The organism is Kitasatospora sp. NPDC054795, assembly GCF_053611565.1.
In genome coordinates this window covers 35,972-57,212 of record NZ_JBSHAP010000027.1, presented here as the reverse complement: position 1 = coordinate 57,212, position 21,241 = coordinate 35,972, and the positions used below count along the sequence as shown (strand labels likewise).

The window sequence follows — 21,241 nt, the reverse complement described above, 5'->3', positions numbered from 1 at the left end:
CCCGACCGGCCGCCGCCGACGGCCGCGACGGCCGCTCCCGGAATCCGGGGGCGGCCGTTCGCGTTGCACACCGTGCCAGGATCCCCGACCCGCTGGAGCAGGCCGTGCTGTTCAACCGCCACAAGACCTCGCTCGTCCCCGCCGACCAGGCGCTGCCCGGCCGGCCGACCCCGGCCTTCACCCTGACCGAGCCGCACACCGTGCTCGGCCACCCGCTGACCGGCCCGTACCCGGACGGCCTGGAGGTGGCCGACTTCGGGCTCGGCTGCTTCTGGGGCGCCGAACGCGTCTTCTGGCAGCTCCCCGGCGTCTGGACGACGCTGGTCGGCTACCAGGGCGGCCACACCCCCAACCCGACGTACGAGGAGGTGTGCAGCGGGCTTACCGGGCACACCGAGGCGGTCCGGGTGGTGTACGACCCTGCGGTGATCCCCTACGAGCGCCTGCTGAAGACCTTCTGGGAGGCGCACGACCCGACCCAGGGCAACCGTCAGGGCAACGACGTGGGCACCCAGTACCGCTCCGCCGTCTACACCCACTCCCCGGCCCAGGCCGAGGCCGCGGCGGCCACCCGGGACGCGTTCCAGCCCTCGCTGACCGCGCTCGGTTACGGCCCGATCACCACCGAGATCGCCCCGGCGGGCCCGTTCCACCCCGCCGAGCCGTACCACCAGCAGTACCTGTCGGAGGCCAAGAACCCCAGCGGTTACTGCGGTCTCGGCGGCACCGGGGCCTCCTGCCCGATCGGCGTGGCCCGCACCCGGGGCTGACCTCCCGGGCGCCGGGAAGGCCCGGGAGCGGCACGGGCCGGGCCCGGGAGCGGCCACTCAACGTGACCGATCCCCGATCGGGGCGCAGACTGGAAGGGCCAGCAGGGCCGGCCCGGCCACCCACGGGTGGCCGGGCCGTCCTCGTGGGAGAGGAGTGCGCCATGTCCGGTCTCTACCAGCGGAACTTCGACGATCCCGAGGAAGTCCGTCCCTTCGAGGAGGGCACGGGGGAGCTGCGACTGGTCAACCTGGACGGCGGCCCGGTGGGCCGGGCCGTGTTCGAACCGGGTTGGCAGTGGTCCAAGCACGTGAAGCCGATCGCCGGGACCGACAGCTGCCAGGCCTCCCACGCCGGGTACGTGGTCTCCGGCCGGATGAAGATCGTCATGGACGACGGCCGGGGATTCGAGGTCGGCCCCGGCGACTTCATGCTCTGTCCGCCCGGGCACGACGCCTGGACGGTGGGCCCGGAGGCCTGTGTGATCATCGACTGGCAGGGCTTCGCGGACTACGCGAAGCGGTGAACGGAACGCCTCAGAGCATGGCGGGCGGCTTCTCCGCGGCCCCGTCCGCCGCCTGGCCGGGGCTTCCCGCCAGGAGCTTCCCGGCGGCGTCGTAGGCCCCGACGGCCGGGACGGCCTGCAACCTCCCCGTCCGGAGGCCGGCCCGCGGCAGGTCGCCGTAGTAGGAGATCCAGCCCTGCATGCCCGGGGTGGTGAGCAGGGTGGCGACGGTGGGCCTGCCGCCCACGAAGAGGACGATCCGGGCCGGGGTCGGCCCCCGGTAGTAGCTGTGCACGACGAGGCGGTCGGCCGTCTCGTTGAAGGCCAGGGTGATGCCGGGCCGGTCGTACGGCATGCCGGGGGCGGAGAGGACGTCGGTGCACGCCGTGCGCCCGTAGGCGCCGGTCGCCGGTTCGACGGTGTCCTGGCAGTCCTGGGTCGGGGTCACCGACAGCCGGATCCCGGGGACTACCTCGACCTTCTCCTTCGCCACGACCCGCTTCACCGGCGACAACGGCAGCCCGATCGGCGACGGCGCGGTGGGCACCGGGACGTCGGGCGCCCCCGCGGCCGTCGCCGCCGAGGGCGTCATCGCCGCCCCGGCCTCGCCCGCGATCCGCCCGGCGTGCCGGGCGTTCCCGGCCGTCACCGCCGTCACCCCGCAGACCACGGCCACCGCGACCACGGCGGCCCCGGTCCCCGCCCTGCGCCTGGCCCGGCGGCGCCGGGCGCCCGCGATGATCACCACCGGGTCCGGCCCGACCGCGTAGGGGTCCTCGTCCTTGAGCAGTTCGCCGATCCGGCGCTCGAAGCTCATACCGTCACCTCGATGTGCGTCGTGGGACCCACCGCCACGCCGGAGCGGTCGGCGAGTTCGGGCAGTGCGCGCAGCTTCGACATCGCCCGGTGCAGCGTGCTCTTCACCGTGCCCGGGGCGATGCCCAGTTCGGCCGCGATGGCGGCCTCGGTGAGGTCTCCGTAGTACCGCAGCACGACGACCGTCCGCTCCCGGCGGGTGAGTGTGCCCAGCGCCTGGTGCAGCACGGCCCGTTCGGCCTGCCGTTCGGCGAGGTCGTCGGCGAGCGGCCGGTCGGGGACGCGTTCGATGGGCAGCTCGTGGTTGCGCAACCGGCGCCACCAGTCGCGGTGCTGGTTCACCACGATCCTGCGGACGTACGCGGTGGGGTCGTCGCCGGTGATCCGGTGCCAGTGCAGGTAGGCGCGTTCCAGCGCCGACTGCACGATGTCCTTGGCCCGGTCCGGGTCTCCGGTCAGCAGCTCGGCCAGCCGCAGCAGTTGGCGGCCGCTCCCGGCGACGAACGCGCTGAACTCGTCGTCCTGCCGCTGCCTCTGCTCGCGTTTCACACCCGTCCTACTCCTCGGGCGGACCGCGAGGTTCGGTCCGCCCGGAAAGTTCTTCCGTCCGGGGTGCGGTGCCGGGTCAGACGGCGCTGCCGGCCTTCCAGGCGGCCCAGCCCATGTTCCAGCCGTTCAGGCCGTTGTCCGGGGCGACCGTCTTGTCGCCGGAGTTCACGACCTCGACCACGTCGCCGACCATCGAGGACTTGTAGAACTTGAAGCCGTCCGTACCGGAGTCCTGGGCGCCCTGGGCGTCCCGCAGGCCGATGCAGCCGTGGCTGGTGTTCTGGCCGCCGAAGATCGACGGCGAGGACCAGTAGTTGCCGTGGATGAAGGTGCCCGAGGTGCTGAGGCGCTGGGCGTGCGGCACGTCCGCGATGTCGTACTCGCTGCCCAGGTTGACCGTCTGGGAGTTCATCCGGGTCTGGGTGTACTGCTCGGAGATCACCATCTTGCCGCCCCAGGTGGTGTGCTCGGGCGAGCCGCCGGAGATCTTGTACACCGCGCTGACCTGGCCGTCGGTGGTGACGGTGAGCTTCTTGGTGGCGAGGTCGGCGACGCTGGTCTGGGCGCGGCCGATGGTGAAGCTCACGTCCTTGGACTGGGTGCCGTAGACGCCCTTGGCGCCCTCGACGTCCTTGAGCCGGAGCTTGAGGGTGACCTTGGTGCCCTTGGCCCAGTACTCCTGCGGCCGGAAGTCGAGTCGGGTGCTGGAGAACCAGTGGCCGACGATCTCGACGCCCGGCTCGGCTATCACCGTGATCGCCTGCTGGACGGCCTTGCGGTCGGTGACCGGCTTGCTGAAGTTGATCGAGACCGGCATGCCGACGCCGACGGTGGAGCCGTCCTCGGGGGTGAAGTAGCCCACGAAGGTGTTGGCCGGGGTCGCCGTGGTGAAGACGGCGTTGGAGTCCGCCTCCAGCTTGTCCTTGTCGAGGGCGGTGGCGGCGACGGTGTACTTGGTGCCGCTGGCGGGGGCGGCGGCCGAGGTCCAGCCGGTGCCGTCGGCGGAGAGCTGGCCGGCCAGCTCCTTGCCGGTGCTGTCGGTGACCTTGACGCTGGTCAGGGTGCCGTTGGCGACGGTGACCTTGACCGGCTCGCTGAAGCTCGCGGAGGCGGCGCCGTCGGCCGGGGCGACGGTGATGACCGCGGCCGAGGTCTTCGGGGCGCTGCTCGCACCGCCACCGGCCGGGGTGCCGCTCGCTCCGCCGGAGCCGCTGCCGCCGCCGTTGCCGTTGCCGCCGGCGCCGTTACCGCTGCCGCCGCCGCTGTTGTCGTTGCAGGCCGCCAGCAGCAGGACGGGCGCGCCGATCAGTCCCGCGAGGACCCCGCGTCGGCTCCAGTTGCTTCCGGCCACCCGCCCCTGACCGTCCCGTGCCGTCACGTCGCGTCTCCCTGCTGATCATCCCGGGCATTACGGATACAGAAACGCAATACGCCCGTTCACGGTTCCACCACCGAAGGGTAAGCGATCGTATGAGATGACCCAACTTCCTGACGAACAGGGACGAAACGCCCGGCCCGCGGAGCGGACCGGGCGTTCACGGGCGGTGACGGCGAGCACCGTCACCCGGCGGTTCCGTCCTACTCGGCGGACCCCTCCACCTGGTACTCGTCCCACTCCTCGTCGTCCGGGTCGAACTCGGTCTGCGCCGACTCCCAGGTCGCCGAGGCGAGCTCCACGCCGGGCACGTCGCCGAGCAGCGCGACGGGGTCGATGAAGTGGGCGAGCGAACCCGACGGGTCCACCTCGATGGCCTCGACGGACTGGGCGCGCTCCTCGTCGTCGAGGTACTCGTCCGCGGTGACCGCCTCCAGGGCGGCGGCCTTCAGCGCGCCCTCGTCGGTGATCTCCGCGATGAGCTCGATCTTCACCCGGACGTAGCGCGGGGCATCCTGGTCGGTCGTTTCAGTGCTGGTCATGCGTGCGAGCGTACGGGACGGCCGCGCCCGGCGCGGAGCACGGGCGGCCGCCCGGAGCACACCCCGCGCGCCCGGCGCGAACAGCGCGAACAGCGCGAACAGCGCGAACAGCGCGAACAGCGCGAACAGCGCGAACGGAAGGGGCCGGCCCCTCGGAGAAGGACCGGCCCCACCGTTGCCCCGCCTGGACTCCCCCACCCGGGAGTCGCGGGGACACGCGCCGTGCGGCGCGGTGCTGCCGCGGGAGCCGCCGCACCCTGTCAGCCGGCCGGGGCCGGGCAGGGGCGGGACGACGGCGCCTCCCACGGCGGAGGACACAGCGGCCGGGTCAGGGCCACCCGATGTGTCCGGAGCCGACCGCGGTCGCCGGGGAGCCGCTCCCGGACGGTTGCCGTCGCCTCACTCGGCGTCCTGCCGTTGACCACCACGATGCCCGAGCCGTGTTAACCACGTGCTGCGGACAGGTGACGCCGGTGTACCACTTCCGCCGTGGACGAATCCTCCGCGCCCGTCCGCGGCAACGGGAGCGTGACGACAGGGCGGTGACGGGGCGCCGGTGACGCCGGGTCAGTGCTGGCTGCGACCGGTCAGGAAGCCCAGCAGGTCCTGGCGGGTGACGATGCCCTGCGGCTTGCCCTCGACCAGCACGACGGCCGCGTCGGCCTTCTCCAGCACGCTCATCAGGTTGGTGACGGTCTCGCCCGAGCCGACCACCGGCAGCGGCTTGGACATCACCTTGTCCAGCGTGTCGGTGAGCTCGATGTCCTTGGCGAAGATGCCCTCCAGCAGCAGCTTCTCCACCACCGAGCCGATCACCTCGCCGGCCATGATGTCCGGGTGGCCGGCCCCCGGGGAGACCACCGGCATCTGCGAGACGCCGTACTCGCGCAGCACCCGGACCGCCTCGGCGACCGTCTCGTTGGGGTGCATGTGGACGAACTGCGGGACGCCGCCCTGCGCGATGGACTCCTTGCGGGCCAGCACCTCGCCGATGTGCGCCTCGTCGGTGGACGAGGGCAGGAAGCCGTAGTCGGCCATCCAGTCGTCGTTGAAGATCTTCGACAGGTAGCCGCGGCCGCCGTCCGGCAGCAGCACCACCACGACGTCGTCCGGCCCGAGCCCGCGGGCCACCTCCAGCGCGGCCACCACGGCCATGCCGCAGGAGCCGCCGACCAGCAGGCCCTCCTCCTTGGCCAGGCGGCGGGTCATCTGGAACGAGTCCTTGTCGGAGACGGCGACGATCCCGTCCGCGACGCCGCGGTCGTAGGCGGTCGGCCAGAAGTCCTCACCGACGCCCTCGACCAGGTACGGCCGGCCGGTGCCGCCCGAGTAGACCGAGCCCTCCGGGTCGGCGCCGATCACCTGGACCTTGCCGCCGGAGACCTCCTTCAGGTAGTTGCCGGTGCCGGAGATGGTGCCGCCGGTGCCGACGCCCGCCACGAAGTGGGTGATCTTCCCCTCGGTCTGCTCCCACAGCTCCGGGCCGGTGGAGTGGTAATGCGAGGCCGGGTTGTCCGGGTTGGAGTACTGGTCCGGCTTCCAGGCGTTCGGGGTCTCCCGGACCAGGCGGTCGGAGACGTTGTAGTACGAGTCCGGGTGCTCCGGAGCGACGGCGGTCGGACAGACGACCACCTCGGCGCCGTACGCGCGCAGGGTGTTGATCTTGTCGGTGGACACCTTGTCCGGACAGACGAAGATGCACTTGTAGCCCTTCTGCTGGGCCACGATCGCCAGGCCGACACCGGTGTTGCCGGAGGTCGGCTCGACGATGGTGCCACCCGGCTTGAGGGCGCCCGAGGCCTCGGCGGCCTCGATCATGCGCATCGCGATGCGGTCCTTGACCGAGCCACCGGGGTTGAAGTACTCGACCTTCGCCAGCACTGTCGCGCTGATGCCCTCGGTGACCTTGTTCAGCTTGACCAGCGGCGTGTTGCCGACCAGATCGATGATCGAGTTGTGGTACCGCACGGGGATCCTCCCGGAGTGTGGGCGTGCGACTGCTTATCGGTACTGCAAAGCGTAGGGCGTGGCACCCGCCCCGCGGTTCCCCTCCATCCCACCGCCCCCAATGGCCCACCCCCGCCGACACCCCCGGTACTCCCGGCCCCCGCGCGGGTAAGAGCGCTGTGCAGGCATTGCCGTGGCCCGGAGGGGCCGGCAGGAGCACGGGAAGGGGGCACCGGGATGCCAGGGGCGCAGCACTCGCGGGCCCGGGTGGCCCGCCGGATCGCCACCGCCGCGGCGTACGGCGGCGGCGGGCTCGGCCTGCTCGGGGTGGGCCTGGTCGGCCTGCTGCTGACCGAGAGCAAACTCGCGATCCAGGCCATCGGCGTCCTGGAGACCCACCCGCCCAGGGCCGACGGCGTCTACGGCGAGGCCTTCGCCGACCACTCCACCGCCCCGCAGGCCCCGCTCGTGCTGGCCGTCCTCGGCGACTCCACCGGCGCCGGTCTCGGCGTGGCCCGCTCCGGCGAGACGCCGGGCGCGCTGCTGGCCGCGGGCCTCGCCTCGGTGGCCGAGCGCCCGGTCCGGCTGGTCAACGTGGCCCGCTCCGGAGGCCGCTCCGCCGACCTCTCCGGCCAGCTGGAGCAGGCGCTGCCGCACCGCCCGGACGTCGCCGTGATCATGATCGGCGCCAACGACGTGACCCGGCACAGCCCGGCCCAACTGGCCGTCCGCCAGCTCGGCGAGGCCGTCGCCGCCCTGCGCGCCAACGGCTGCGAGGTGGTCGTGGGCACCTGCCCGGACCTCGGCACGATCAAGCCGGTGCGGCCGCCGCTGCGCTGGGTGGCCCGCCGGCTGAGCCGGCAGCTGGCCGCCGCGCAGACCATCGCGGTGGTGGAGGCGGGCGGCCGGACGGTCTCGCTGGGCTCACTGCTGGGCCCGGAGTTCGCCGCGCGCCCCGAGATGTTCGCCGCCGACCGCTACCACCCTTCCGCCCAGGGCTACGCGACCGCCGCGATGGCCGTACTGCCCTCGGTCTGCGCCGTGCTGGGGCTCTGGCCCCAGGAGGACCGCCCGGCCACGGCCGTCCGGGGCGCCGCGGTGCTGCCGGTCGCGGTCGCGGCCGCCGCGGCGGCCGGGCGGGAGGGCACCGAGGTGGCGGCCGTGGCGGCGGAGGGCGCGGGCCGCCGCTGGGCCCAGCTGAGGCACCGGCTGCGGATCGGCCCGGGCGGCCCGGAGGGCGGGAAGGAAGCCGGTCCGCGCGCCGGCGAAGCCCCTGGGAATACGTCGGCCAGCTCACACGCTGCTTCGGATGACGACTGACCTACCAGGCGGTAACTTTCCTCCCGGACGTCAGGTCCGCCGTCACTCAGCGAGGAGCCCGCCATGCCCGAAGCCGTCATCGTCAGCGCTGCCCGTTCGCCGATCGGCCGGGCCTTCAAGGGCTCGCTCAAGGACGTCCGCCCGGACGACCTGACCGCCCACATCATCCAGGCCGCTCTGGCCAAGGTGCCCCAGCTCGACCCCCGCCAGATCGACGACCTGATGCTGGGCTGCGGCCTGCCCGGCGGCGAGCAGGGCCACAACCTGGCCCGCATCGTGGCCGTCCAGATGGGCATGGACTACCTGCCCGGCGCGACCATCACCCGCTACTGCTCCTCCTCGCTGCAGACCACGCGGATGGCGCTGCACGCGATCAGGGCGGGCGAGGGCGACGTGTTCGTCTCGGCCGGCGTGGAGACCGTCTCCCGCAGCGTGAACGGCACCTCGGACGGCATGCCGGGCACCATGAACCCGGTCTTCGACGAGGCCCGGGCGCGCACCAAGAAGCGCGCGGAGGAGGGCGGCGGCGCGTGGCACGACCCGCGCGAGGACGGCCTGCTGCCGGACGCCTACATCGCGATGGGCCAGACCGCCGAGAACCTGGCCGCGCTCAAGGGCATCACCCGCGCCGAGCAGGACGAGTTCGGCGTCCGCTCGCAGAACCTCGCCGAGGCCGCCATCGCGTCCGGCTTCTGGGAGCGCGAGATCACCCCGGTGACGCTCCCGGACGGCACCGTGGTCAGCGCGGACGACGGCCCGCGCGCCGGCGTCACCCTGGAGGGCGTGTCCGGCCTGAAGCCGGTGTTCCGCCCGGACGGCACCGTGACGGCCGGTAACTGCTGCCCGCTGAACGACGGCGCGGCCGCGCTGGTCATCATGTCCGACACCAAGGCCCGCGAGCTCGGCATCACCCCGCTCGCCCGGGTGGTCTCCACCGGCGTCAGCGCGCTCTCCCCCGAGATCATGGGCTACGGCCCGGTCGAGGCCTCCCGGCAGGCGCTCAAGCGGGCCGGCCTGACCATCGACGACATCGACCTGGTCGAGATCAACGAGGCCTTCGCGGCCCAGGTGATCCCCTCCTACCGTGACCTCGGCGTCGACCTGGACAAGCTGAACGTCAACGGCGGCGCGATCGCGATCGGCCACCCCTTCGGCATGACCGGTGCCCGGATCACCACCACCCTGATCAACTCCCTGCAGTGGCACGACAAGCAGTTCGGCCTGGAGACCATGTGCGTCGGCGGCGGCCAGGGCATGGCGATGGTCGTCGAGCGCCTGAGCTGACCCTCGGGGCACCCTCCGAAGGGTCTGGACCACTCATTTGGAGTGACGCAGCGTAATTGAGGGCCGAATCACACCGCGAGGTCGATCCGGCCCTCTTTTCGTTCGTTTTCGGCCCGGAAATCGACACTGCGGAGCGGATCAACTCCACTGCGTAGAACGGTGTTACCTAACAATTTGGGGACAAGAGCGAAAGTCCTGGACGAATTGGACATTCGCCACTGCGGTAACAGCCCCGCATGCGGCAGTGTGGACACGTAACCCCGTTCCGCTCCTCGCTAGGAGTACGTTCCGTGAGCGCCGTCTACACCATCCTGCTGCTGATCCTGATCGCCGTGTCGACCGCCGTGCTGCTCCACCTCCGCGGACTCTCCCGCCGACTGGACGCGCAGGCCGCGGCCCCGGCCGCGCCCGCCCCGGTGGACGAGGCCGCGATACGCCGGGCCGTCGCCGAGGCGCTCGCCGCCGACCGCGAGCGGGAGATCACCGAGGCCCGGGCGTTCTGGGCCGAGCAGGAGGCCCGCGCGGCCGAGGACGCCCCGCTGTTCGACTCCCCGTTCTCCGGCGCGTTCTCCGGCACCGACGAGTGGCCGCTGTTCTTCCCCCGCCCCACCGGCCCGCAGGACGCCGTCGACAACGCCGGGACGATGGACCCGGAGTTCGGCGAGGCGCTGCGCTCCGCGCTGGAGGACCTGATCAACGAGGGCGGCACCGCCCCGGCCGAGCCCGGCACCGAGGGCGGCGTCCCGCTGCGCCCCGGCCACCCGGCCGGCGAGACCAAGGACGCCCGGGCCCGCCGCGAGGCCGACCTGCTGGCCACCGGCCTGGAGGCCGGGCTGCTGGACGCCGATCAGGCCGTCGAGGAGGCCCCGGTCGCCGCGCCCGACCCGCGCCGCCACCCCTCGCACCCCGACTTCGTGCCCAGCCAGGCGCCGTCCCGGGAGTGGACCGACACCCGGCTGGCCGCCCTCTCCGAGGAGGCCGTCGCCCTGATCGACGTCCGCCCCGGCCCGCTGGGCACCCTGGACGTGTACGCCTTCGCCGACGGAACCACCCTCTGCGTGGCCCCGGGCGACCGGGAGGCCGCCTACCGGCTGATCGACGCGGTCCGTGCCGGTGAGCACGTCCGACTGCTCGGCGGCTCGCGCTTCTCCGGCTCGTACTCGCTGACCTTCTCCACCGACGAGGAGGCCGTCTACGTGCTCGCCGACCGGGTGGTCGCCAGCATCTGACACCACCTCACCGGACAGCGGGATCACCAGCGCGCGGCGCACCGAAGGCCGGCCGGGTCACGGGGTTACCGACTCGGCCGGCCTTCGGCGTGTGCGCGTCCCGGGGCCTCAGCCGCAGAGCGCCGCCGTCTCCCGCACCGCGGCCACCGCCCGGGCCAGCACCTCGGCCGCCGCCACCGGCCCGTCCTGCAGCGCCACCTCCGCGCCCTCCGGCAGCGCCGCGAGCGCGGCCGCCAGGTCGTGGGCGGCGACGGCCAGCTGGTCCCCCGCCGCGAAGGCCCCGGCGTCCGGGAACTCCCGTCGCGGGCCGCCCTCCACCGCCGCCGTCAGCGCGACCAGCCGCCGGGCCAGCTCCAGCGCGGCCGCCGCCCGCGACCCGTACCCGGGCACGGCGCCCAGCAGCTTGCTCTGCGGCAGCGAGCGGAAACGATCCGCCAGGGATTCGGCGGCTTCGACCAGGGGATCCACGTCCAGGGGCGCTACGTCATGCATGGCAGCGAGCCTAGGCGAAAAGCCGCCGGGCCCCGGAGCGAGTCGCTCCGGGGCCCGGCGGCAGTGGTTCACGAAGGAAGGGACCGTCAGTCGTCGCCGCGCAGGATCGCGATCAGCCGCAGCATCTCCATGTAGATCCAGACCAGCGACAGGGTCAGCCCGAAGGCGGCCCGCCAGGACTCCCGCTGCGGGGCGCCCTGGGCGATGGCCTCCTCGATCGACGCGAAGTCCAGCGACAGGAAGAAGGCGCCCAGGCCGATGCCGATCAGGCCGACCACGATGCCCAGCGGGCCGGAGCGCAGGCCCATGTCGGCGCCGAAGGCCATCGCGACCATGTTGACCAGCATCAGCAGCACGAAGCCCAGGGCGATCGCGATGCCGATCCGCTGGTAGCGGGCGGTGACCCGGATCTTTCCGCTCTTGTAGGCGAACAGCATCGCCGCGAAGACCGCCGCCGTACCCAGGACCGCCTGGATCACGATGCCGTTCAGCCAGGTGTTGAAGGCGTGCGAGACGGCGCCCATCGCGAAGCCCTGAAGGGCCGCGTAGGTGAGGATCAGCGGCGGGCTGACGCTGCGCTTGAAGGAGACCACCAGGCCGACGACCATGGCCACCAGGCTGGCGGCGATCGCGAAGCCGAAGTTCTCGAACGGCAGCGCGAACCAGGCCACCGCGCCGGCGACGACCAGCGTCAGCAGCGTCATGGCGGTGCGGGCGACCACGTCGTCCAGCGTCATCCGCCCGGTGGCCGCCGGGCCGGCCGACGGCCCGTTGTACAGCTCGTAGAGCTGCTCGTCGGTCATGGGGGCCTGGCCCTGCGGCTGCTGGGCGTAGGGCGTACCCGCGTAGGGGTTCTGACCGTGCGCGTTCTGGCCGTACGGGTTCCCGGCCTGCGCGGTGGTACCGAACCCCGCGTAGCCGGAGTCGCGGGTGAAGGACCCCTCCCGCGAGAAGACCGGGTTGCTGCTTCTCATTGCTCATTCCCTCCGTGGCGGCACTGCACCGCCCGTGTACAAGGGTAATGGCTTGGCAAAAATTCCGGGATACGCCGCGAGGAGGATCCGGTGAACAACGACCGGCGGGGACGCCGTCGGCGCCCCCGCGGTTGTCAGTGCCCGGAGCCGGACTCGAACCGGCACGGCCTCGCGGCCAAGCAGTTTTAAGCTGCCCGTGTCTGCGTTCCACCATCCGGGCTCTTGCGAAACCACCCTGAGCCTAGTCGCCCGACTCACTCTTTCGCATGTTCCCTGCCCCGGAAGTTGTCATGTTTCCTTGCCATCTGACGAACTGTCCGGGATTCGGCCACGAAGGATATCCGTTCCGGCCATCCCGCCGCCTCAGGGTTCACGTCATACCGCAGGAGGAGGGTCCAGCCCTCCCCTACGCCCAGCGGTGGTAGGACCAACCGTCCGGCGGAGCGACGCAAGACCATGATCACGTCGCGGAGCATGGAGGTACAAGTCCACGAGCACAAGGAGCCCCCCGTGACCACGCCGACCGCAACCGCCGTCCGCACCGGCCTGGCGGCCGCCCGAGCCACCGGCCTGAACAAGGTCTACGGGGAGGGGGAGACCCGCGTCGTCGCCCTCGACAACGTCACCGTGACCTTCCCCCAGGGCGAGTTCACCGCCATCATGGGCCCGTCCGGCTCCGGCAAGTCCACCCTCATGCACTGCATGGCCGGCCTGGACACCGTCTCCTCCGGCTCCTCCACCATCGGCGACACCGAGCTCGTCGGCCTCAAGGACAAGCAGCTCACCCAGCTGCGCCGCGACCACATCGGCTTCATCTTCCAGGCCTTCAACCTGCTCCCCACCCTGACCGCCCTGGAGAACATCACCCTGCCGATGGACATCGCCGGCCGCAAGGTCGACAAGGCCTGGCTCGACCGCGTCGTCGACACCGTCGGCCTCTCCGGCCGCCTCAGCCACCGCCCCTCCCAGCTCTCCGGCGGCCAGCAGCAGCGCGTCGCCTGCGCCCGCGCCCTGGCCGGCAAGCCCGACATCATCTTCGCCGACGAGCCCACCGGAAACCTCGACTCCCGCTCCGGCGCCGAGATCCTCTCCTTCCTGCGCAACTCGGTGCGCGAACTCGGCCAGACCGTCGTCATGGTCACCCACGACCCGGTCGCCGCCTCCTACGCCGACCGCGTCGTCTTCCTCGCCGACGGCCGCATCGTCGACGAACTCCACCACCCCACCGCCGACACCGTCCTGGACCGCATGCGCCGCTTCGACGCCAAGGGCCGCACCAGCTAGCACGACGACCGATCCGGCCCGGCGGCCGCAGCCCGCTCACCGACCCTTCCCAGGACACCCCATGTATCGCACCGCACTGCGCAACGTGCTGGCCCACAAGGGCCGACTGCTGATGACGGCACTGGCCGTCATGCTCGGCACCGCCTTCGTGGCCGGAACCATGGTCTTCTCCGACACCTTCGGCAAGGCCATGCGGGACAGCAACTCCAAGAGCTACTCGGACGTCTCGGTCCAGGTGGTGGACCGCGCGGCCGGCTCCGCCGCCTCCGCCCGGCAGAAGAGCGAGGGCGGCTCGGCCGCCCTCACCGACGCCACCGTCCAGCAGTTGTCCGCCCTGCCGGGCACCGCCGGCGCCCGAGGCGTCGTCAGCGGCTTCACCGGCGTCGCCGACAAGAAGGGCAACCTGATCGGCCAGGTCTGGGCCGCCAAGGGCGCCAACTTCGCGCCGGGCCAGGACGGCAAGGACCCGCGCTACCCGATGGTCGAGGGCCAGGGCCCGAAGGCCGCCAAGGAGGTCGCGCTCGACCGCAAGACCGCCGACAAGGGCGGCTACAAGGTCGGCGACACCGTCCGGGTCGCCGCCAACGGCCCGGTCGTCGAGGCGAAGCTCACCGGCGTCTTCACCACCGACGACCCGGTGGTCAACACCGGCGGCTCGCTCACCCTGTTCGACCGGGCCACCGCCCAGCAGACCCTGCTGGAGCCGGGCCGCTACAGCAGCATCGTGCTCACCGCCAAGCCCGGCACCAGCCAGGACGCGCTGCTCGCCCAGGCCCAGCCCGCGGTGCCCTCCGGCCACCAGTTCGACGTCGAGACCGGCGCCAAGCTCAAGGCCGACGAGCAGGACATGATCACCAGGAGCACCAGCAGCATGCGCACGATGCTCCTGGTCTTCGCCTTCATCTCGCTCTTCGTCGGCATCTTCATCATCGCCAACACCTTCACCATGCTGGTCGCCCAGCGCACCAAGGAACTGGCCCTGATGCGCGCCATCGGCGCCAGCCGCAAGCAGGTCACCCGGTCCGTGCTGATCGAGGCCCTGCTGATCGGCACCGTCTCGGCGGTGGCCGGCCTGGTCGCCGGCATCGGGATCGGCGCCGGGATGCAGTCGCTGATCGGCGCGATGAACGAGAACATGCCGAACGGCTCGCTGGTGATCAAGCCGCTCACCGTCGTGGTGACGGTCGTGGTCGGCGTCCTGGTGACGGTCATGTCGGCCCTGCTGCCCGCCGTGCGCGCCTCCCGGATCGCCCCGGTGGCCGCGATGAGCAGCGGCGACCAGCCGGTCTCCCAGAAGAGCCTGGTGGTCCGCAACACGATCGGCTCGGTGCTCGCCGGCGGCGGCCTCGCCCTGATCGGCTACGGCGCCTCCACCGGCAACGACAGCGGCCGGATGCCGGTCGGCCTGGGCGCCTTCCTTGCCCTGATCGGCGTGTTCGTCCTGCTGCCGCTGCTCTCCCGTCCGGTGGTCGCGCTGGTCGGCCCGCTGCTGCGCGGGCTCGGCGGCACCCCGGGCAAGCTCGCCCAGCAGAACGCGGTGCGCAACCCGCGCCGCACCGCGGCCACCGCCGCCGCGCTGACCATCGGTCTGACCCTGGTCACCGGGCTCACCGTGATCGGAGCCTCGGTCAACGACACCATCGACCGGGCCGTCACCGGCTCGATGAAGGCCGACTTCATCGTCGGTGCCGCCAACGGCATGAGCCTGTCCGAGCAGGTGCCCGCCCAGATCGCCAAGGCCCCCGGGGTGGCCGCCTCCTCGGCGATGACGACCTCGTACTGGGAGCTCAACGGCACCAGCAGGACCGTCAGCGGGATGGACGCGGCCGTCCTCGACCAGCTCGCCGACGTCAAGCTGACCAGCGGCTCCACCGCCGGTTTCGGCAAGGGTCAGCTGCTGCTCGACGAGGACGCCGCCAAGAAGCTGAACGTCACCACCGGCTCGGTGCTCAACGTGTCCTTCCCGGACGAGTCCACCGGGCAGCTCACCGTCGGCGGTGTGTACAAGGCCGGCGGCATGCTCGGCCCGGTCATGACGGCCAACAGCGAGATCGCCAAGCACGAGCCGAAGCCGTACGTCTCCGACGTCCTGGTCAAGGGCAAGGACGGCGCCACCGACGGCCTCAAGCAGGCGCTCAAGGACGCCACCGGCGCCAACCCGGTGATCGACGTGAAGTCCAAGCAGGACGTCCGGGACGAGTTCAGCCAGACCATCACCTTCGCGCTGAACCTGATGTACGGCCTGCTGGGGATGGCGGTCCTGATCGCGATCCTGGGCGTGGTCAACACGCTGGCGATGTCGGTCTTCGAGCGCAAGCGCGAGATCGGGATGCTGCGGGCGATCGGCCTGGACCGCAGCGGCATCAAGCGGATGGTCCGTCTGGAGTCCGTGGTGATCTCGCTGTTCGGCGCCGGCATCGGCCTGCTGCTCGGCTGCTTCATCGCCTGGGCGATCAACGGCACCCTGAAGTCCAGCCTCTCCGGCCTGACGACGGTCCTGCCGTACGGCCAGCTGGCGATGTTCCTGGCGCTGGCCGGGGTGGTCGGCCTGGTGGCCGCGATCTGGCCGGCCCGCCGGGCGTCCAAGCTGGACATCCTGTCGAGCATCAAGACCGACTGACCGGTCCCGCAACGAGAGAGGTCCCCTGCCGGAGGGTTTCGGCAGGGGACCTTCTACTTCTGTACTCCGCCCGGTCGCACGGCCGGCTGAGCACCACGGAGGTCGTGGTCCGGCAACGCTGCCGGGCGGAGGGCCTCCGACTCATACCCCGGTGCTCCCACACCGGGGTCTCAGTCGCTTACTTGCTGGCGAGTGCCTTGTCGGCGGCCGGCTTGGCGGCCTCGACGGGCTTGGTGGGCGGAGTGACCTCCTGGATCGGAAGCTGCGGCCGCTCCATCTGGGCGAGGCCGACCATCTCGCGCTTGAGGAACATCGCGAGCGTCCAGTCGGTGAAGACGCGGACCTTGCGGTTGAAGGTCGGCACCATCGCGCCGTGGTACAGGCGGTGGAACCACCAGGCCGGACGGCCCTTCAGCTTGTACTTGCCGAAGAGGATCGCCACGCCCTTGTGCAGGCCGAGGCCGGCGACCGCACCGAGGTTCTTGTGCTTGTACTCCTTCTGCGGGAAACCGCGCATGCCGGAGATCACGTTGTCGCCGAGGACGACGGCCTGGCGGCAGGCGTGCTGCGCGTTCGGCGGGCACCAGGCGCCCTCGCCGGCGGCGAGGTCCGGCACCTGGGCGTTGTCGCCGGCGGCCCAGACGTAGTCGAAGCCCTGGACCTGGAGGGTCGGCGCGGTGTCGACGTGGCCGCGCGGGCCCAGCGGCAGGCCGAACTCGGACAGCACCGGGTTCGGCTTCACGCCGGCCGTCCACACGATGGTGGAGGCGTCCATCTCCATGCCGTTCTTCAGCATGACGTGGCCGTCGACGCAGGAGTCCATGGAGGTCTCGATGTAGACCTCGATGTTGCGCTCCTCGAGCTTCTCCTTGGTCCACAGACCGAGGTCCGGGCCCATCTCGGGGAGGATGCGGTTGGCCGCCTCGACCACCACGAAGCGCATGTCCTCGCGGCTGACGGTCTTGTACAGCTTGGCCGCGTCGCGGGCCATGTCCTCGACCTCGGCGACGGTCTCGATGCCGGCGAAGCCGCCACCGATCACCACGAAGGTCAGCGCCTTGCGGCGGATCTCCTCGTCCGTGGTGGACTCGGCCTTGTCGAGCTGGGCCATGACGTGGTTGCGGAGGCCGATGGCCTCCTCGACCGTCTTCATGCCGATGCCGTTCTCCGCCAGACCCGGGATCGGGAAGGTGCGGGAGACCGAGCCGGTCGCGACGACCAGGTACTCGAAGGGCAGCTCGTAGCTGTCGCCGGCCGCGGGCTGGACGGTGGCGACCTTGCGGGCGTGGTCGATGCCGGTGACGGACCCGGTCAGCACCTCCGCCTGCTTGAGGGCGCTGCGCAGCGGCGCGACGAGGTTGCGGGGCGCGACGTTGCCGCCGGCCGCCTCGGGGAGGAAGGGCAGGTACGTCATGTACGACCGCGGGTCCACGACCGTGACGGTCGCTTCGCCGTAACGCATCTTCTTGAGGATGCGCATCGCGGCATACAGGCCGACGTAACCACCGCCGACAATGAGGATGCGAGGACGCTCCGTGGTGCTCATATCCGAAAGTATCCAGCACCGTCCGGAGCAGCCTTCGTGAGCCCGGTCACAAGATGAAGGACCCCCCGTGCTACACTGCGCGGCCGCAAAACCGGGCCCGGCGCGGCGACCCCCACCCCTGGACAGCCCCGCGCGAGCGCGCGCCGGAGCACGACCGGCCTGAGCAGCAACGATCCGCACAGCGCCGGGGTTCCCGCGCATGATTTCGAATTTCAAACCTCAAGCGAGCCCTGACCTGCGATCCCATGGGCTACCCGGCCGACAGGCCTTCGGTCCCACATTTCGGACGTAGCGGGCGGGTGGGGGCGGCGAATGGCCGGATCGCCATGTGAAGAAATTCACGAACTTTTCCACCCGCGCTCGGGCGCGCCCCGGCCCCGGCCCCCGAATGGGGTGCCGGGGCCGGGGCGGGTAAGCCCCGCACGGGGTCAGGAGGCAATACCCCAGGCGATTCCGTCGAGGATGTCGTGCTCGCTCACGACCACCTCGGCGGCACCGGTGCGCTCCATGATCTCCAGCAGCTCCAGCGCCCCGGCCGCGATCACGTCCACCCGGCCCGGGTGCATCGACGGGATGGCCGCGCGCTCGGCGTGGGTGGCGGCCAGCAGCTCCCGGGCGATCCCGGCGACCCGGTCCCGGCCGATCCGCGAGTGGTGGATCGCTGCCGAGTCGTAGCCGGGCAGACCCTGGGCGATCGCGGACACCGTGGTGACCGTCCCGGCCAGACCCACCAGAGTGGCCGCGCCGGTCAGCGGGACGACCTCCTCGGCCCGGTCCAGCTCCGCCCGCACATGCGCCCGGGCGGCCTCGACCTGCTCCTCCGAGGGCAGCTCGGCGTCGCCGAAGTACCGCTCGGTGAGCCGCACGCAACCGATGTTCACCGAGCGCGCCGCCTGGACGTCCTCCGTGCCGAGCACGAACTCGGTGGAGCCGCCACCGAGGTCGAACACCAGGTACGGGCCGGGGAACTGGCCGCCCGTCAGCTCCTTGGTGGCGCCCACGAAGGACAGGTGCGCCTCCTCCTCGCCGCTCACCACCTCGGGCTCGACGCCCAGGATGTCGCGCACGCCCTTGACGTACTCATCGCTGTTCTCGGCGTCCCGGGAGGCACTGGTGGCGACGAAGCGGACCCGCTCCGGGCCGACGCCGAAGCCGGCGATGATCTCCTGGTACTCCCGGCAGGCCGCGAAGGTGCGGGCCAGCGCGTCGGGGTGCAGCCGGCCGGTGCGGTCCACGCCCTGGCCCAGCCGGTTGACGATCATCCGGCGGTCGAGGTCGGTGATCTCCCCCGTCTCCGGGTCGAGGTCGGCGACCAGCAGGCGGATCGAGTTGGTGCCGCAGTCGATCGCGGCCACGCGGGTCGTGCTCACTCGGACTCCCGCTCCGCCGCGGCTTCCTCCACGGCGCGCTTCTTCGCGGCGCGCTCGACGGTCTTCTGCTCCTTGGCGGCGATCACGGCCTCGTGGTCCTGCTCCTTGGCGCGGTTGCGGGCGACCCGCTCACCGGCGGCCTCGACCTCCGCCGGGGAGACGCACGGGCCCTTGGCCCACCAGTCCTCCAGCATGCCGATCGCCTCGTCGCCGAGCGGGTTGACGCCCTCGCCGGCCGCCAGCGAGTGGCCGACCAGCACGTGCAGGCACTTCACCCGGTCCGGCATGCCGCCGGCGCTCGGGAAGCCCTCCAGCACCTCGATCGCGTCGCGCCGGGCGATGTAGTCCTCGTGCGCCCGCTGGTAGGCGGCCGCCAGCTCCGGGTCCTCGGCCAGCCGGGCGCTCTGGTCCTTCATCACACCCTCCGCCTCCAGGGTGCCGATCAGCGAGGCGGCCTTGGGACAGGTCAGGTAGTAGAGCGTGGGGAACGGCGTGCCGTCCGGCAGCCGGGGGGCCGTCTCCACGACGTCCGGGTTGCCGCAGGGGCAGCGGTGCGCCACGCCGCGCAGGCCGCGCGGCACCCGGCCGAGCTGGGCGGCGATGGCCGCGACGTCGGCGTCGGAGACGGAGGGGTGGTTCTCAGTGGTCATGGGGGGAGGTGTCTCCAACGGGGGACGGTGGGAGGGGAAGGGGGGTGGCGGGGGCCGCCGCCGCGGTGTCGGCGGCGTCCACCGAATCCCAGATGCCGGCGTACCAGGGCTTGGCGGCCTTCGTCCGGTCGGCGGCGCTTCCGGAGGCCGCGGTGCCGGAGGAGGCCGCACCCGCCGCGGACGAGGAGGGCTGGGCGGAGGCCCGGCCGGCCGGATCCACCGCGATGTACGGGGTCTCCCCCGGCACCGCGTAGTGCAGCCGGGCGCGGGCCTGCGCCTTCACGTACTCCGGGTCCTGCCAGCGGGCCTTCTCCCGGCGCAGCTGCTCGACCTGCTGGCGCGCGTGGTCGGCCTTCGCCCGCTGGGCGGAGATCTCGGCGCGCTGGGAGATGAACTGCCGCGTCGGGTAGGCGAGGATCGCCACCAGCGAACAGAGCACCAGGACGAGGACGGTCGCCCGGCTCGTGAACCGGGGCCGGGCCGCCAAGCCCGGGATCCTCCAGCCAGCCATCTCCCGTATCCCCTCCTGGTCGCGACGGTGCCCCGCCGTCCACCCTACGGGGTGAACGGCGGGGCACCGGTCAGGCGTGCGCTACCGGGAGCGCCCGGCCCTCGTGCTCGCCGTGCGGATCGCTCCGCGCGGCGGCCGGGCCCGGTCGCTCCACGGAACGGCCGTTCCTGCTACTCCGCGGCGCGGAAGCGCGGGAAGGCGCCGCGGCCGGCGTACTCGGCGGCGTCGTCGAGGATCTCCTCGATGCGCAGCAGCTGGTTGTACTTGGCGACGCGCTCGGAGCGGGCCGGGGCACCGGTCTTGATCTGGCCGCAGTTGGTGGCGACGGCCAGGTCGGCGATGGTGACGTCCTCGGTCTCGCCGGAGCGGTGCGACATCATGCAGCGGTAGCCGTTGCGCTGGGCCAGCTCGACGGCGTCCAGGGTCTCGGTCAGCGAGCCGATCTGGTTCACCTTCACCAGCAGCGCGTTGGCGGTACCGGTCTCGATGCCGCGGGCCAGGCGGGCCGGGTTGGTGACGAACAGGTCGTCGCCGACCAGCTGGACCTTGTCGCCCAGCTTGTCGGTCATGGCCTTCCAGCCGTCCCAGTCGGACTCGTCCAGCGGGTCCTCGATGGAGACCAGCGGGTAGGCGGCGACCAGCTCGGCGTAGTACTCGATGAGCTCGGCGGCGGTGAGGTCCTTGCCCTCGAACTGGTAGGCGCCGTCCTCGTAGAACTCGGAGGAGGCGACGTCCAGGGCCAGCGCGACGTCACGGCCGGGCACGTAGCCGGCCTTCTCGATGGCCTCGACGATGAGGTCCAGGGCCTCGCGGTTGGAGTCCAGGTTCGGGGCGAAGCCGCCCTCGTCGCCCAGACCGGTGGACAGGCCGCGCTCCTTCAGCACGCCCTTGAGCGTGTGGTAGACCTCGACGCCCCAGCGGACGGCCTCGGAGAAGGACTCCGCGCCGATCGGGGCGATCATGAACTCCTGGATGTCGACGTTGGAGTCCGCGTGCGACCCACCGTTGAGGATGTTCATCATCGGGACCGGCAGGACGTGCGCGTTCGGGCCGCCCAGGTAGCGGAACAGCGGCAGGTCGCTGGCCTCGGAGGCGGCGTGCGCGACGGCCAGCGAGACGCCCAGGATGGCGTTGGCGCCGAGCGAGGACTTGTCCGGGGTGGCGTCCAGGTCCAGCATGGCCTGGTCGATCAGGCGCTGCTCGGTGGCGTCGTAGCCGACCAGCTCCGGGCCGATCTGCTCGATGACGGCCAGGACGGCCTTCTCGACGCCCTTGCCGAAGTAGCGGTTCTTGTCACCGTCACGCAGCTCCAGCGCCTCGAAGGCACCGGTGGAAGCACCCGACGGGACAGCGGCACGACCCGTGCTGCCGTCGTCGAGGCCGACCTCGACCTCGACCGTGGGGTTGCCGCGGGAGTCGAGGATCTCACGGGCTACGACGACATCGATGGACGGCACGA

At 71.8% G+C, this 21,241-nt stretch carries 18 protein-coding genes, 1 tRNA gene and 1 pseudogene; 7 read left to right on the top strand and 13 right to left on the bottom strand.

Translation table 11 applies throughout. From position 1 onward, the window contains the following. Positions 1 to 104 precede the first annotated feature (104 nt). Positions 105 to 770 (top strand): peptide-methionine (S)-S-oxide reductase MsrA, encoded by a 666-nt coding sequence (gene msrA, locus ACWGJO_RS12810; RefSeq protein WP_387695533.1) that lies wholly within the window; start codon positions 105 to 107, stop codon positions 768 to 770. 161 nt (positions 771 to 931) lie between these two features. Then, a complete protein-coding gene (locus ACWGJO_RS12805) occupies positions 932 to 1,294 on the top strand; it encodes a cupin domain-containing protein (RefSeq protein ID WP_452183450.1) in 363 nt (120 codons plus the stop codon). A gap of 10 nt (positions 1,295 to 1,304) precedes the next feature. On the opposite strand, the gene ACWGJO_RS12800 is transcribed toward ACWGJO_RS12805, so the two are convergent. The 5 genes from ACWGJO_RS12800 to ACWGJO_RS12780 form a co-directional block, all read right to left on the bottom strand. Next, positions 1,305 to 2,090, bottom strand: a complete 786-nt coding sequence (locus ACWGJO_RS12800) for a hypothetical protein (protein ID WP_452183449.1) — start codon at positions 2,088 to 2,090, stop codon at positions 1,305 to 1,307. Then, positions 2,087 to 2,638, bottom strand: a complete 552-nt coding sequence (locus ACWGJO_RS12795) for a SigE family RNA polymerase sigma factor (protein WP_387695530.1) — start codon at positions 2,636 to 2,638, stop codon at positions 2,087 to 2,089. The genes ACWGJO_RS12800 and ACWGJO_RS12795 overlap by 4 nt, the downstream gene beginning before the upstream one ends. Before the next feature lie 76 nt (positions 2,639 to 2,714). After that, the gene (locus ACWGJO_RS12790; protein ID WP_452183448.1) at positions 2,715 to 4,016 is read right to left on the bottom strand and encodes a L,D-transpeptidase; all 1,302 of its coding nucleotides are present in this window, start codon (positions 4,014 to 4,016) and stop codon (positions 2,715 to 2,717) included. Between the two features lie 200 nt (positions 4,017 to 4,216). Continuing rightward, positions 4,217 to 4,555, bottom strand: a complete 339-nt coding sequence (locus tag ACWGJO_RS12785; RefSeq protein WP_359914041.1) for a hypothetical protein — start codon at positions 4,553 to 4,555, stop codon at positions 4,217 to 4,219. Positions 4,556 to 5,122: 567 nt separating this feature from the next. Beyond that, positions 5,123 to 6,523 (bottom strand): cystathionine beta-synthase, encoded by a 1,401-nt coding sequence (locus ACWGJO_RS12780; RefSeq protein WP_452183447.1) that lies wholly within the window; start codon positions 6,521 to 6,523, stop codon positions 5,123 to 5,125. Positions 6,524 to 6,739: 216 nt separating this feature from the next. Here ACWGJO_RS12780 and ACWGJO_RS12775 point away from each other — a divergent pair, with 216 nt between their 5' ends. The 3 genes from ACWGJO_RS12775 to ACWGJO_RS12765 all read left to right on the top strand — a co-directional run bounded on the left by ACWGJO_RS12775 (position 6,740) and on the right by ACWGJO_RS12765 (position 10,335). Then, the gene (locus ACWGJO_RS12775) at positions 6,740 to 7,822 is read left to right on the top strand and encodes an SGNH/GDSL hydrolase family protein (RefSeq protein ID WP_452183446.1); all 1,083 of its coding nucleotides are present in this window, start codon (positions 6,740 to 6,742) and stop codon (positions 7,820 to 7,822) included. 63 nt (positions 7,823 to 7,885) lie between these two features. After that, positions 7,886 to 9,106, top strand: a complete 1,221-nt coding sequence (locus ACWGJO_RS12770; protein ID WP_452183445.1) for an acetyl-CoA C-acetyltransferase — start codon at positions 7,886 to 7,888, stop codon at positions 9,104 to 9,106. Between the two features lie 290 nt (positions 9,107 to 9,396). Continuing rightward, a complete protein-coding gene (locus tag ACWGJO_RS12765) occupies positions 9,397 to 10,335 on the top strand; it encodes a hypothetical protein (RefSeq protein WP_452183444.1) in 939 nt (312 codons plus the stop codon). A gap of 108 nt (positions 10,336 to 10,443) precedes the next feature. On the opposite strand, the gene ACWGJO_RS12760 is transcribed toward ACWGJO_RS12765, so the two are convergent. From ACWGJO_RS12760 to ACWGJO_RS12750, 3 genes are all read right to left on the bottom strand, one after another. Further along, on the bottom strand, positions 10,444 to 10,827 hold the full coding sequence (locus ACWGJO_RS12760) for a hypothetical protein (protein ID WP_452183443.1): 384 nt from the start codon (positions 10,825 to 10,827) through the stop codon (positions 10,444 to 10,446). 86 nt (positions 10,828 to 10,913) lie between these two features. Then, positions 10,914 to 11,801, bottom strand: a complete 888-nt coding sequence (locus ACWGJO_RS12755) for a Bax inhibitor-1/YccA family protein (RefSeq protein WP_452183442.1) — start codon at positions 11,799 to 11,801, stop codon at positions 10,914 to 10,916. A gap of 138 nt (positions 11,802 to 11,939) precedes the next feature. Then, positions 11,940 to 12,021, bottom strand: a tRNA-Leu gene (locus tag ACWGJO_RS12750). Positions 12,022 to 12,275: 254 nt separating this feature from the next. On the opposite strand from ACWGJO_RS12750, the gene ACWGJO_RS12745 reads away from it, so the two are divergent. Further along, positions 12,276 to 13,085, top strand: coding sequence for an ABC transporter ATP-binding protein (locus tag ACWGJO_RS12745; RefSeq protein WP_380634525.1), 810 nt, complete (start codon positions 12,276 to 12,278; stop codon positions 13,083 to 13,085). A gap of 61 nt (positions 13,086 to 13,146) precedes the next feature. Then, positions 13,147 to 15,705 carry an ABC transporter permease gene (locus ACWGJO_RS12740; RefSeq protein WP_452183441.1) on the top strand — a complete coding sequence of 853 codons (2,559 nt, stop codon included), beginning with the start codon at positions 13,147 to 13,149 and terminating at the stop codon, positions 15,703 to 15,705. 178 nt (positions 15,706 to 15,883) lie between these two features. Here the strand turns inward: ACWGJO_RS12740 and ACWGJO_RS12735 are convergent, their stop codons facing one another. From ACWGJO_RS12735 to eno, 5 genes and pseudogenes are all read right to left on the bottom strand, one after another. Continuing rightward, positions 15,884 to 17,251 (bottom strand): NAD(P)/FAD-dependent oxidoreductase, encoded by a 1,368-nt coding sequence (locus tag ACWGJO_RS12735; protein WP_452183440.1) that lies wholly within the window; start codon positions 17,249 to 17,251, stop codon positions 15,884 to 15,886. Positions 17,252 to 17,679: 428 nt separating this feature from the next. After that, entirely contained in the window at positions 17,680 to 18,621 is a 942-nt protein-coding gene (locus tag ACWGJO_RS12730; RefSeq protein WP_452183439.1) for a Ppx/GppA phosphatase family protein, read from the bottom strand. Between the two features lie 128 nt (positions 18,622 to 18,749). After that, a pseudogene (locus ACWGJO_RS12725) lies at positions 18,750 to 19,289 on the bottom strand (DUF501 domain-containing protein); the annotation flags it as partial. Then, positions 19,261 to 19,782: an FtsB family cell division protein gene (locus tag ACWGJO_RS12720; RefSeq protein ID WP_359910000.1), complete on the bottom strand. Its 522-nt coding sequence runs from the start codon at positions 19,780 to 19,782 to the stop codon at positions 19,261 to 19,263. The gene ACWGJO_RS12720 and the pseudogene ACWGJO_RS12725, both read right to left, overlap by 29 nt. 170 nt (positions 19,783 to 19,952) lie before the next feature. Further along, a complete protein-coding gene (gene eno, locus ACWGJO_RS12715) occupies positions 19,953 to 21,239 on the bottom strand; it encodes a phosphopyruvate hydratase (protein WP_380634519.1) in 1,287 nt (428 codons plus the stop codon). Between the last annotated feature and the right edge of the window lie 2 nt (positions 21,240 to 21,241).

Coding starts and splice junctions, on each gene's coding strand:
- ACWGJO_RS12755 (WP_452183442.1), bottom strand. CDS start 11,801: ATGAGAAGCAGCAACCCGGTCTTCTCGCGGGAGGGGTCCTTCACCCGC.
- ACWGJO_RS12800 (WP_452183449.1), bottom strand. CDS start 2,090: ATGAGCTTCGAGCGCCGGATCGGCGAACTGCTCAAGGACGAGGACCCC.
- ACWGJO_RS12770 (WP_452183445.1), top strand. CDS start 7,886: ATGCCCGAAGCCGTCATCGTCAGCGCTGCCCGTTCGCCGATCGGCCGG.
- ACWGJO_RS12745 (WP_380634525.1), top strand. CDS start 12,276: ATGGAGGTACAAGTCCACGAGCACAAGGAGCCCCCCGTGACCACGCCG.
- ACWGJO_RS12720 (WP_359910000.1), bottom strand. CDS start 19,782: ATGGCTGGCTGGAGGATCCCGGGCTTGGCGGCCCGGCCCCGGTTCACG.
- ACWGJO_RS12735 (WP_452183440.1), bottom strand. CDS start 17,251: ATGAGCACCACGGAGCGTCCTCGCATCCTCATTGTCGGCGGTGGTTAC.
- ACWGJO_RS12740 (WP_452183441.1), top strand. CDS start 13,147: ATGTATCGCACCGCACTGCGCAACGTGCTGGCCCACAAGGGCCGACTG.
- ACWGJO_RS12785 (WP_359914041.1), bottom strand. CDS start 4,555: ATGACCAGCACTGAAACGACCGACCAGGATGCCCCGCGCTACGTCCGG.
- ACWGJO_RS12760 (WP_452183443.1), bottom strand. CDS start 10,827: ATGCATGACGTAGCGCCCCTGGACGTGGATCCCCTGGTCGAAGCCGCC.
- ACWGJO_RS12805 (WP_452183450.1), top strand. CDS start 932: ATGTCCGGTCTCTACCAGCGGAACTTCGACGATCCCGAGGAAGTCCGT.
- ACWGJO_RS12775 (WP_452183446.1), top strand. CDS start 6,740: ATGCCAGGGGCGCAGCACTCGCGGGCCCGGGTGGCCCGCCGGATCGCC.